General features: G+C 63.2%; 6 protein-coding genes. 2 read left to right on the top strand and 4 right to left on the bottom strand.

Annotated elements, in window-relative coordinates:
- Positions 1–63 precede the first annotated feature (63 nt).
- Positions 64–4,890, top strand: a complete 4,827-nt coding sequence (locus QQL28_RS29410; RefSeq protein ID WP_284271140.1) for an NAD-glutamate dehydrogenase — start codon at positions 64–66, stop codon at positions 4,888–4,890.
- Between the two features lie 105 nt (positions 4,891–4,995).
- Entirely contained in the window at positions 4,996–5,337 is a 342-nt protein-coding gene (locus tag QQL28_RS29405) for a hypothetical protein (protein ID WP_284271139.1), read from the top strand.
- 225 nt (positions 5,338–5,562) lie between these two features.
- Here QQL28_RS29405 and QQL28_RS29395 read toward each other — a convergent pair whose 3' ends face one another.
- From QQL28_RS29395 to QQL28_RS29380, 4 genes are all read right to left on the bottom strand, one after another.
- Positions 5,563–6,984 (bottom strand): FAD-dependent oxidoreductase, encoded by a 1,422-nt coding sequence (locus tag QQL28_RS29395; RefSeq protein ID WP_284271138.1) that lies wholly within the window; start codon positions 6,982–6,984, stop codon positions 5,563–5,565.
- 384 nt (positions 6,985–7,368) lie between these two features.
- Positions 7,369–7,773, bottom strand: a complete 405-nt coding sequence (locus QQL28_RS29390; RefSeq protein ID WP_284271137.1) for a DUF1127 domain-containing protein — start codon at positions 7,771–7,773, stop codon at positions 7,369–7,371.
- A 528-nt stretch (positions 7,774–8,301) separates the two neighbouring features.
- On the bottom strand, positions 8,302–10,824 hold the full coding sequence (locus tag QQL28_RS29385) for a two-component system VirA-like sensor kinase (protein WP_284271136.1): 2,523 nt from the start codon (positions 10,822–10,824) through the stop codon (positions 8,302–8,304).
- Positions 10,821–11,957: a cytochrome-c peroxidase gene (locus QQL28_RS29380; protein ID WP_284271133.1), complete on the bottom strand. Its 1,137-nt coding sequence runs from the start codon at positions 11,955–11,957 to the stop codon at positions 10,821–10,823. The genes QQL28_RS29385 and QQL28_RS29380 overlap by 4 nt, the downstream gene beginning before the upstream one ends.
- Positions 11,958–11,967 lie beyond the last annotated feature (10 nt).

Raw genomic sequence — 11,967 nt, 5'->3', positions numbered from 1 at the left:
GCACACGAAGAGGTGCACTCCAAAATCAACACCCGACCGTAATTGCGGTTAGTCGGCCGGGACATGGAGGACGCTATGGCATGGCGCGATGACAAGGCCCGGGCAACCCTGATCCGCGATGCAGCCGGCAGCGTGCCGCCGGGCAAGAGCCCTCGGGCCTTTGCCGAGCCTTTGTTCGGCTACACCAATATCGAGGATCTCGACAATTTCGATGCCGCCTCGCTTGCCCTCCTGGCGGAGCAGGCCTGGGAGCACGTGCAGCGGCGCACGGCCGGTCGTGCCGATATCCGCGTCGTCAATCCGACATTGCCGAACGGGCGCGAGATTTCCGTGCTCGAGATTCTCAACGACAACATGCCGTTCCTGTACGACTCCACGATCGCGGAGCTCGCCGAGCAGGGCATCGAAGTCACCCTCGTCGCCCACCCGATCATCGCCGTGGAGCGCGATGATGAGGGCAAGCTGCTTCGGTTCTACGGCGAAACGCTGCCGGAGGGAGCAAGGGGGGCGCGCGAAAGCCTGATTCACCTCCACATCACCCGCCTGGATGCCGACGCCGACCGCCAGAAGCTGATCGACGGCGTCACCAGGGCGTTGGACAACGTGCGCGCCTGCGTCACCGACTGGCGCGCCATGCGCGATCGCGTCGAGCAAGCGATCAAGACGTTCTCTTCCAATCCGCCGCCGCTGCCGATCGACGAGGTCGCCGAGGCCAACCAGTTCCTGCAGTGGCTCTGCGCGGACAATTTCACCTTCCTCGGCGTGCGCGAATATCGCTTCTCGCCCGACGGCGATGCGTCGGACGACATCACGACCGCCGAGGGCCTCGGCATCCTCCGCGATCCCGACGTAAAGGTCCTGCGCCGCGGCGGCGAAATGGTGGTGATGACGTCCGAGATTCGCGAGTTCATGCGCGAGCCGACCTTGCTGATCGTCATCAAGGCCAATGTGAGCAGCCGCGTCCATCGCCGCATCCGGATGGATTATGTGGGCATCAAGCTCTATTCGCCCGACGGCCGGCTCGAAGGCGAATTGCGCGTCGTCGGCCTGTTCACCTCGGGCGCCTATACGCGCTCGGTGCGGCAGATCCCGTATGTGCGCCACAAGGTTTCGCGGGTGCTGCAGCGCGCCGGCTTCGACCCGAACGGCCATTCGGGCAAGGCGTTGATGCACATTCTCGAAGATTATCCGCGTGACGAGCTGTTCCAGATCGACGTCGACACGCTCTACAATTTCGTCATCGAGATCCTGATCCTCTACGAGCGCCCGCGCGTCCGGGCGCTGGCGCGGGTGGACAAGTTCGATCGCTTCGTCTCCATCCTCACCTTCATTCCGCGCGACAAGTACGACACCGACGTGCGCACACGCGTCGGAGCGTTCCTGGCGCAGATCTACAAGGGAACCCTGTCCGCTTCCTACGTGTCGTTCCCTGAAGGCGCGCTTGCGCGCGTCCACTTCATCATCGGACGCTATGAAGGCAAAACGCCCGTCGTCGAGCGCACCATGCTCGAAGCCGGGATCAGCGCCATTGCCGCGACCTGGGCCGACAAGCTGAAGGCCGCGCTCACCGCGTCGACCGACGGCATGCGGGCGCGCATGCTCGCCAACCGTTATGCCCAATCCTTTAGCGGCGGCTATAGCGAGGTTTTCACCGCGGAGCAGGCGATCGCCGATATCGCGACCATCGAAAGGCTGACCCCAGCCCGCCCGGTGACGATCTCGGTTCACCGCGACAAAAGCGAGGACGATCCCAGGCGCTTCGGCCTGAAGGTGTTCTCCGACGCCGCACCGCTATCGCTGTCCTATCGCGTGCCGGTGATCGAAAATCATGGCCTGCGCGTAGTCGACGAACGCACCTATCAGATCGTGCCCGGTAACAGGCCCGAGCCGGTCTGGTTGCACGACATGACGATCGAGACCAGTGATGGCCAGCCGATCGAGATCAGCCGGGACTTCAGCCATCGCCTGGAAGCCTCGATCATGGCTGTTGTCACCGATCGCGCCGAATCCGACGGATATAATGCCTTGATCCTGCGCACGGCCCTGGGCTGGCGCGAAGTCTCGACCATCCGGGCGCTGTCCCGCTATCTGCACCAGATCCGCGCGCCGTTCAGCCAGGACTATATGTGGGCGACTTTGCGCAAGAACGCGGCCATCACCGCCAACCTCGTCGCGCTGTTCCAGGCCCGCCTCGATCCACGCCTTGCCGCCACCGAGCCCGAGCGTGCGGCACGCGAGACCGCCCTCCTTGCCGAGATCGAGGAGCAGCTCAAGTCCGTCGCATCGCTCGATGAAGACCGCATCCTGCGCCGGTTCACCAATCTGGTGCAGTCCACCATCCGCACCAATCTGTGGCAGGTCGGCGAGGACGGACAGCCACGTCCGGTGATTTCCTTCAAGTTCAACGCACGCGGGATCGAGGACCTGCCGGCGCCACGACCATTCTACGAGATTTTCGTCTATTCACCCCGCGTCGAAGGCATTCACCTGCGCTTCGGCAAGGTTGCGCGCGGCGGCTTGCGCTGGTCCGACCGGCCGCAGGATTTCCGTACCGAGATCCTTGGCCTCGTGAAAGCGCAGCAGGTCAAGAACGCCGTGATCGTGCCGGTCGGCGCCAAGGGTGGCTTCGTGCCCAAGCGCCTGCCGCCGCCTTCCAATCGCGACGCGTGGCTCGCCGAAGGCACCGAAGCCTATCGCATCTTCGTTCGCTCGCTGCTCGAGCTCACCGACAATCTCGACGGCGACGACCTCGTCGCGCCCGACCTGACCGTGCGGCACGACGGCGACGACCCCTATCTGGTCGTCGCCGCCGACAAGGGCACCGCGACCTTCTCCGACGTCGCCAACGCGATCTCGGCGGAGAAGAATCATTGGCTCGGCGATGCCTTCGCCTCCGGCGGCAGCCAGGGCTACGACCACAAGAAGATGGGGATCACGGCGCGCGGCGCCTGGGAGGCGGTCAAGCGCCACTTCCGCGAGCTCGGCACCGACATTCAGACCATGCCCTTCACCGCGGTGGGCGTCGGCGACATGTCCGGCGACGTCTTCGGCAACGGCATGCTGCTCTCGCCGGCGACGAAGCTCGTCGCGGCCTTCGATCACCGCGACATCTTCATCGATCCCTCCCCCGATCCGGCGAGCAGCTTCACTGAGCGCAAGCGCCTGTTCGACATGCCGCGATCGAGCTGGCAGGACTACAACAAGGCGCTGATCTCGCAGGGCGGCGGCGTGTTCTCGCGCTCGCTCAAGGCTATACCGCTCGCACCGGAAGTGCGCACCCTGCTCGATCTCGACAAGCCGCAGGCAACGCCGTTCGAGGTGATGACCGCGATCCTGAAGGCGCGCGCGGATCTCTTGTGGTTCGGCGGCATCGGCACCTACATCCGGGCGTTGGCGGAGAGCGACGATCAGGCCGGCGACCGCGCCAATGATCCGATCCGCATCACCGGGGCCGAGGTTCGCGCCAGGGTGATCGGCGAAGGCGCCAATCTCGGCGCCACCCAGCGCGGCCGCATCGAGGCAGCGCAGGCGGGAGTCAAGCTCAACACCGACGCGATCGACAATTCGGCCGGCGTGAATACCTCCGACGTCGAGGTCAACATCAAGATCGCATTGGCGCGCCCCGAGCGCGAGGGACGCCTCAGCACGGCTGACCGCAACACCCTGCTTGCCGCGATGACCGACGAAGTCGGCACGGTGGTGCTGCGCAACAACTACCTGCAGACGCTCGCGCTCTCGCTTGCCGAACGCAAGGGCGTGGCCGAGACCGGCTTCCTCACCCGCCTGATGCAGTCGCTCGAGCAGCGCGGCCTGCTCAGCCGCGTCGTGGAATTCCTGCCCGACGATGCGGCGATCGCCGAGCGCACACGGCGCGGCCAAGCCCTGACACGGCCAGAGCTTGCCGTGTTGCTCGCCTACGCCAAGCTGACACTCTACGACGACCTGCTCGCCACCAGCGTGCCCGATGATCCCTATCTCGCGCGCAGACTGTCTCTGTATTTTCCGCGCGAGGTTCCCGACAAATTCCCGGCCGCGGTCGAGCTCCATCGGCTCCGACGCGAGATCATCGCGACCAGTCTCGTCAATGCCGTGATCAACCGCGGCGGCCCGGCCTGCATCGTGCGCCTGACCGACGAGACCGACGCCGATATCTCGATCATCGTCATGGCGCAGGTGGCGGTGGATGCGATCTACGAGCTCAGGCGACTCAATGACGCGATCGACGCGCTCGACACCCGCATCGACGGGCAGTTGCAGCTCGGCCTCTACGCGGCGATCCAGGATCTCCTGCTCTCCCGCATGGTCTGGTATGTGCGCAATGTCGATTTTAGGGATGGCTTGAGCGCGGTCATCGCCCGGTTTGGCCCTGCCGTCCGCGAGGTCGCAGCCTCGCTCGACAACGCCCTGCCGCCGGACTTGCAGGCCGCGCGCAGCAAGCGCCGGCAGGACCTGACCGATGCCGGCGTCCCGACCGGACTCGCCGGCGACCTGGCCGACCTCGACGCCCTGGTCTCGGCGCCTGATATCGTGACAGTCGCCGAGCGCACCGGCCGGAGCATCGGTGATGCCGCAGCGACGTTCTTTGCCGCCGAGGCCAATTTCCGTCTCGACCGCATCATCGCCGCCGCGCGCAGCGTGCCGGCCAGCGATCGTTTCGAACGCCTGGCCGTCGACCGCGCCGTCGAGCTGATCGCGGCAGCCGAAAGACGCCTGGCCGCAGACATGCTGACCATCGGCCAATCCGGTCAGCAGGCGGCGGAGACTTGGCTTGCGGCTCACCCCGAAGCCACGCGCATCCGCCGCGCGGTCGAGGAGATTGCCGCCGGTGGCCTGACGCTCGCGAAGCTGATAGTGGCGGCGAACTTGCTGGGAGACCTGGTCAAAGGCTGACGGGCGCGCAGCAGCGCTGGCGAGTCCGGGATGCCGAGTCTGGAATGCCGAGTCTGGAATGCAATGTCAGGGGCAGGGTTGTCAGCCGGTGAACGGAGGGACCCGATGATCCACGCGACTTGCCATACCGCCGATAACATCCGCTGCCTCGAGTTCGATGCCACCCCCTGGTTCAGCGAGGCTGATGGTCCGAGCATTGTCGATCTGGCTCAACGCGGCTGGGCCAGCACGGCGATCGCGGACTCCCTCGAACGCCGACGCGGATATGAAGGCCTGCATGAGCTCGTTGAGTATGCGGCGAAGCGCCTGCAACCCGACACCATCGAGGATCCAGCCTGGGAAACCTTCGAATGTCTCGTCGATGGATCGGAGGCAGTCGCCTGGCTCGAGAAAAACCGGCCGGACGTGGCGGCAAGAATTCCGATCCAAAGCCGCGGTCAGCGCTAAAGCAATCATTCTGGCAAAACCCGCCGGGGTGAGCCGACGGGGTCCTCTTCGAGCTACATGACCTCGGACCGAGGGACCTCAAGGGTATTACCGGGCCTTCGCGATCACGATAGGCGCTGAGTAATGCCGCGCCAATGCCTCGTGACGCGCCGGTGATGACGGCAACCTTCCGCTCGGATGTCATATTCGCTCCTTCACGCGATGAGTGTATGGACAAGCATGCGGTCATCCTCGCGGGACGGTGGTCCGCAGGCGGAAGGTGGACGAACCGGTCATGACCTCCGGATGGCTCCAGCCAGTTCGAACACCGTTCGTCTCTTCAATCCGCTCCATGATGTGGGGAGATCGAAGCAGCGACCGCGGTTGCAGGAGCTGATTGACATCCATGGCTGCCTTGTGAACGACGGGATCTATGACCGCGGCCCGGAACATGGCCAGCTCGAACTCGACATTCGCCTGAAAATGCTCCGGCCGAGGCCCGTGCGTGTCCGGAAACATCAGGTCGCGACTGGTTGACATGGCCCAGGGGGTTTCCAGAACCGACGCGACCTCAGCCATGAATCCTTGCTGCAGCGCTGCTACCGGATCGGATTCAGTGATCGCATCCGCCAGGGCATCACGCAGAAGCCTCGCCTGCAGGGCAGCCGAGGACATGCCCTGACCGTGAATCGGATTGAAGCGGCAAATCGCGTCTGCGATGGGCAGGAGACCGCGCGGAAGGCGCGGACTCCGCTCGAAGTGCCGCCACGAGCTGGTCGGAAATGCAAATTGCCTGAGATCCTCGATAGGCTTGGCCTGGCGAAGCGCATCGTGGATGGTTGGCGTGATCAATTCCCCGAAGGCTGACACGTAGCTGTCCCACCCGTCTATCCGCTCCAGCCTGCCTCGCTGGCAGATCGTGACCATCCAGCGATTGTGCTCCATCGGAACCAGCACTCCGCGGTCGCCAATCCTGGGGGGATCGTTCAGCGTGAGCACCAATTTCCAATTCTTTGTCGCTTGCTCCGGCAGTTCAATCACTGCCGACGTGTAGCACAGGTTGATGTGGATCGTCGTCGTTTCCGGCGGCTGGAGCTTCAGGGCTTCGAACAGTGCCGCCGTCGGTGCGCCCCGCCCTGACGCGTCGACCACCAGATCGGCGTCAATGAACGACGATACGCCGATTTGATTGACGAGTCGGACGCCCTGCACATTCGCGCTCGATGGTTCGGATACGATCTCGGTAACCTTGCATCCCGACCGGATCTCAAGATTTGGAATCGCTTCCGCCTTCTGCCGGAGGACGAGCTCGAGCAAAGGCCGCGATGCGCATACCACCCTCGGACCGAGCTCGCGCTGCGGCAAACGTCCGATCTCGGGATGTTCGAAACGGATATCCCGGGCAACACCGACGGGAACGCCGCCAGCCCGGACGAGTGCGTCCTCGAAACCGGGGAAAATCTCGTTCACGGCTTTCAAGCCGCCGGCGAGAAGACCGTGCGGGTGTCGGCCCTGCGGGACACCAAGACGTGCCTGCGCGGCAGGCTTCAGGACGTCGCGCTCCAGAAGCAAGACTTGCCGGAAATAGGGTGCCAAAACGCCGGCCGCCGATAACCCGCCAATGCCGGCGCCGATGACGATCGCTCGTTGACCAATCAGATTACTCATACCTGTCTGCTCCTCGCTTGGGAGAAGACAGCTAACCGCGGGCGTATTGCCCTGCCGTTTCGGGATTTGAAAGATCAGTGTCAGCCGTAACAATGCGGGTCATCTAGTCTCCAGTTTCGTCAGCTGACGCCTGCATGGGTGAATTGCCTCGCGATCTGATTGAGGTGGCATCGCCAGCTGCGCTGGCCTGCGGAACCAGACGGGCGCGCATCCTCATCCAGCCGTCGAACAGCCACATCGCGTGCTGAGGGACGCCGATGAAGGGCCCACCAGCGAATCATATGGTTGTCAGATTGAAGAACGAAGAGGCCGCCAACTCGGGCGGCCTTCTCGCGCACGTTCGGCAACTCTCACAAGGCAACGAATTTCCGCCGGCGCTGGGCTTTATTGTCGCGACGGAGAATGCAACCTGCGCAGCTGCTGCTCCGGCCGCTCCTCCACAATGCCGGGAGAGCTGACCGTCGGCAAATCCGGAAGGCACTGAGCGAGATCATCGGGAAAGATTGATGTGTCGTCCATTCCAACGCTCGTTCGTGGCAGGCGCGCCCTGCTTTCAATTTCGCTTCGGGTAATCCCGAGATCGCGGAGCATGTGATCATTCATGCCGGCGAGTTCTTCGATGCCGCGACGAGCCGCCAGTTCGGCCGCGATCGCCAGCTTTGCGCTCTTGAAGACCGCAAGGAGCCAGGTGACGGCGCGGCGTGCGATCTTGCCCCATCGCGTCCGGCGCCGCTGCGGAGCGATGATGCCGTGGATCTCGTAGAGCGATTGTCGCGAATGCATTTCCATTGCACTTTCTCCGTGGTCTATTTACGTCGAGGCCGAAACAAGCATTGGCTTTTGAGTACTCCGCAGGTGCTTTCGATCAGATCGGTCATTGCTTGCCGATCTCCTCTGGTCGACCTTGAACTTCGACCTGTCGATGCGACGCTGGCTCCGATCCGGCGAGGCAATCTCCGGGCTCAGGCGAACGAGCGACGGCGATCGCCGCAACGGTGGCACGGGAGACGTGAATGGCATCAAAGGCCGCTGCCGAGTTCGTGCACGTTGCGGCGATCGCAAGTCTCGCAAGTAAATGAACGGCCGCACGGCGTATGACGGTGCTTGCCGAGACGACGGATGGCCCGCTTGTCGGCGTCCGGTTGGACAAGAACGAACGCGGCCGCGCCGGGAGCAGCGGCTGGCGTGATATCGGATGCGTTGGCAATTCAAAATTCTCCGCTAGTTGATGCGGGGAATTTGCCGGCGATCCGCTACGGCATTGTCTCTGGCGCGGGAATTCGGGCTACGGTTGTAATCTCTGTTACCGCACTGCCGTCATGCTTGAATCCATCGAATGTCGTCGTGCACGGCTTGCGATTGCAGCCTCGTACCTGCCGAGTTCACCAGGCAGCGTGATAAGGCACCAGCCAGGTCCGCAGAGGTGAGCGGATGATGAACAACTTCGGAAATACCCGAAGCAGCCAGCAGCGGTGCTTCCAGATCACGCGTCGAGCTCGTCGCAAGCATGATCGGCAAGTTGGGCGCAAGCTCACGCAGTTTCGTGGCGAAATCGATGGCGACACTCGAGCCGGCTTGCTGGCACACGAGCGCCGCGTCGAAGCGTCCGCGCGCCGCACAGGCCTGCACGGCCTCCTGAGGCCGGGTGAAGCCGACCGCCTCGTAACCGAGTGCCGCCAGAATTTCCTCGTGCCGCAGCAGGCGCTCGCGGTCGGTCTCAAGCACCAGCACGGTTTCACCCATGCCGCGACCGGCCGAGCCGGACTCTCGCTGACTCGATATCGGCACAAGGCACGGGACGGATGGAAGCCAGATGTCGAAACGTGTTCCGACCCCTGGGGCGCTTTGCACTTCCAATTTCCCATTGTGCTCCAACACAACGTCGCGTGCGGTGGCCAGACCAAAGCCATTGCCGTTCGGGCGGGTCGTAAAGAACGGCTCGAAAATCCGCTCCAATGTAACTTCATCCATACCGCGCCCTGGATCGGAAATCGAAACTACGACAAAGTGACCAGGGTTGATCCCAGTCCGGTCACTCGCTGCCGTATCGGTCATCTTGCGTTTCCCGATCTGGATCTGGATGACACCTGGCTTATCCATCGCCTGGGCAGCATTATTGCAGATGTTCAGGATTACCTGCAGCAATTGCGCGGGTTCCGCCGAAACGACCGCCGTCGCCGGCGTTTCGTCCACCGAGATTTCGATGTGGGCAGGCAAGGATGGCGCGAGCAGCGACTTCGCTTCCGCGACCAACGCGTTGACGCAAACGGGTTCACGCCTCCCCTCGCGGCGACGTCCGAACGTGAGAATCTGGTCGACCAGATCCTGCGCCCGCTCTGCGCCCCGCCGGATTGCATCCAGATTCCGGCGCGATCTGGCGTTTGGATCGAGGTGCTCTTCCGCCATCTCGGCATGGCCTAGGATGCCGCCCAAAATATTGTTGAAGTTATGGGCGATACCACTGCTGAACGTGCCCACCGTTTCCATTCGACGGGCCTGCTGCAGGCGTGTCTCCAGGCGCGCACGTTGGCTTTCCATGGAATGCCGCTCCAACGCATACACGATCGTATCAAGCGCCATTCGGAGCAGGCTGAGTTCGCCGGCGGCGGTGACGCGACAAGCTCGACCAATCGCGCCGAACCCAAGCGCGACGGTGACGCCGCCCTTGGTGACGCTCGTCGCGCATGCCCATCCGCCCAGACCAAGCGCGACACAGGCCTCCTTGCTTTCACCGATTGGAAGGCGGTTGACGCGCGGAACGTGGATAATGCCATCTGGGGACGGCTCAAACCGTGCCATCAACGCCATCGCGCGCTGCGGCCAGTCCGGCGGAGAACTCATGCCCGACGTGCTCCAAATGTGCTGCCGAAGCACGGCTTCGCTCGACACGAAATAAGCACGGTCGCAACCGATGCACTCTGCCATGTCGGCAAGAGCGCGTGCGATCCCGGCGTCAATGCTGTTCGGCTGCGCATTGATGAAGCGCATCGATACGCCCGCGATCACGTGCTCAAACGCCGCACGCCGGCGCAGGGCAATCGCGCGCGCCCGCAATTGCAACCCGAGATAGATGAGCGCACCGAGCAACAGCACCGACGTGGCGTAAAGCAGAACGCGGTACCGAAGCGCCGATGCGCGTGCCGCGATCTGGCGCTTCATGATCAGTGCACGAACAGCATCCTGCTCCCTGGTGGTTGCCGCGGCGATCAATGCCTTCAGCGCGGCGTCGGTCGCCGGCAGCAGATCATGCAGTACACCGCCATGCGCGATCGCCTCCTGTATCGAGGCGGCGTCGGCGCCCGGGTCTGGCAAGCGCGCCAGTTGTTCCAATCGATCCTTGACCTCGCGCGCCGCGGCCGGCGACGTGTCTAGCGTGAGATGCAGCATGGCGGCCGACAGCATGGTGGCGGCGGCGACGACCGGCGTGCGGTCCGAGGCGGCGAGACGGGTGCTGAACATGCCAAAATACAAGAAGGAGTTGCGCAGCAATGCATTCCTGCTCTTGAACTGTTCGACGAGGTTTTGCTGCCGTTGCGCACCTGCGGCAAGAACTGCAATTGCGGACTCTTCCTCTGTGTCTGAACCGGCGGCCTCGCGCAGCTGATGAATGGAGTTATCGTAGGCATCGGTCAGGCGTGCCAACTCGTCGTAGTTTCGCGACAAGCCCGTGCGCGCAGTCAAAACCTCGCGGTTCAGGGCACGCTCGAGTCTGGAAAAATGGTCGAGTGCCTCGATCTGCTGATCAAAGCGCGTCGAGTTGAAGTTCAACCCGCTCAGCAACAGCCAAATCAGCAACAAAAGCAGGAACGACACGAAAACCACTACAGGCGTCATTCTCATGGTTCAGCTCCGACCTGCGCGCCGCGGTACTTTCCGGTCAAGGTTCGCAGATAGGCAACGATCGCCTTGACCTGCTCGTCCGTCAGTGTCGAGTTCAGCTGCGCCATGCCCATCTTTCGAACGGCGTCATCGAGGGTCTCGGCGCTGCCGTCGTGAAAATAAGGTGGTGTCGTCGCGACGTTGCGGAGGCTGGGCACGCGCAGGATTTCCGGCTTCGGCGATCCGAGTGGGTGGAAAATTCCGTGCCGTTGGAAAAGATTGCCGCCTATGTTCACGCCCTGGTGACAAGAGACGCAACCAAGGGACTTGAACAGGCGATATCCGTCCTCCTCTTGCGCCGACAGCGCGCCAGCGTCTCCCGTCAGCCAGCGGTCGAAACGGCTATCCGGCGTCGTCAGGGTTCGTTGGAAGCTTGCGAGGGCATCAACGACATTTCTGGCGTCGGGGCCACCGCCGTAGACGATCGTGAACTCCCTGCGCAGACCGGGATCCGTGCCCAGCCTTTCCGCGAGCTCGGAGATGTTTGCTCCCATGATCTGAGGGTTTTCCAGCGACGCTTTGATGTCCGACTCGATGCCGCGGATCTTTCCTTCCCAACCGAAGCGGAAGCTGAGCGCCGCGTTGAACACGGTCGGCGTATTGAGCGGAAGGCCCGAGCCGTCGAGGCCTGCATCGTAGCTCCGCTTGCTTGCGCCATTGGTCCCAAGATCGTGACACGACGAGCAACTGCGCGAGTTGTCGCGCGACAGGCGAGGATCGCCGAACAGACGCTCGCCAAGCCTGATCTTCGAGGGATCGATCTGGGGAGGCTTGGGAACGGGAGTGATCGGCTCTTCGGAGAGGATGCTGTTCGCTTCAGGCTGCAGCACGAGCGATTGCTGTGCCGCCGACGCAAGCGACAGGCCCCCCAGGATCAAGACGCTGGCCATCGTGATCCAGCGCCTGCGGTGGACTGGCCCGGCAATTCCCTGTTTGCCGCGCATGGTCAGGTAACGAGAGACGCTACTGCGTGGCATACGCGGCGATTTCTGGTCAACGCAATCACTCCACTTAGATTCAGCTACCGGGCCTTGCCCGGCATGTGGGGCTCGTTTGCAGATTGAAGCCCACGGGACGTGTTCCCTGCAGCGCACGGACCACGTC

The sequence above is a fragment of the Bradyrhizobium iriomotense genome (assembly GCF_030160715.1).
Lineage (GTDB): Bacteria > Pseudomonadota > Alphaproteobacteria > Rhizobiales > Xanthobacteraceae > Bradyrhizobium > Bradyrhizobium iriomotense.
The sequence above is the reverse complement of the archived record's forward strand: the minus strand, read 5'-3'. Positions and strand labels throughout refer to the sequence as shown.

Coding starts and splice junctions, on each gene's coding strand:
- QQL28_RS29410 (WP_284271140.1), top strand. CDS start 64: ATGGAGGACGCTATGGCATGGCGCGATGACAAGGCCCGGGCAACCCTG.
- QQL28_RS29405 (WP_284271139.1), top strand. CDS start 4,996: ATGATCCACGCGACTTGCCATACCGCCGATAACATCCGCTGCCTCGAG.
- QQL28_RS29395 (WP_284271138.1), bottom strand. CDS start 6,984: ATGAGTAATCTGATTGGTCAACGAGCGATCGTCATCGGCGCCGGCATT.
- QQL28_RS29390 (WP_284271137.1), bottom strand. CDS start 7,773: ATGGAAATGCATTCGCGACAATCGCTCTACGAGATCCACGGCATCATC.
- QQL28_RS29385 (WP_284271136.1), bottom strand. CDS start 10,824: ATGAGAATGACGCCTGTAGTGGTTTTCGTGTCGTTCCTGCTTTTGTTG.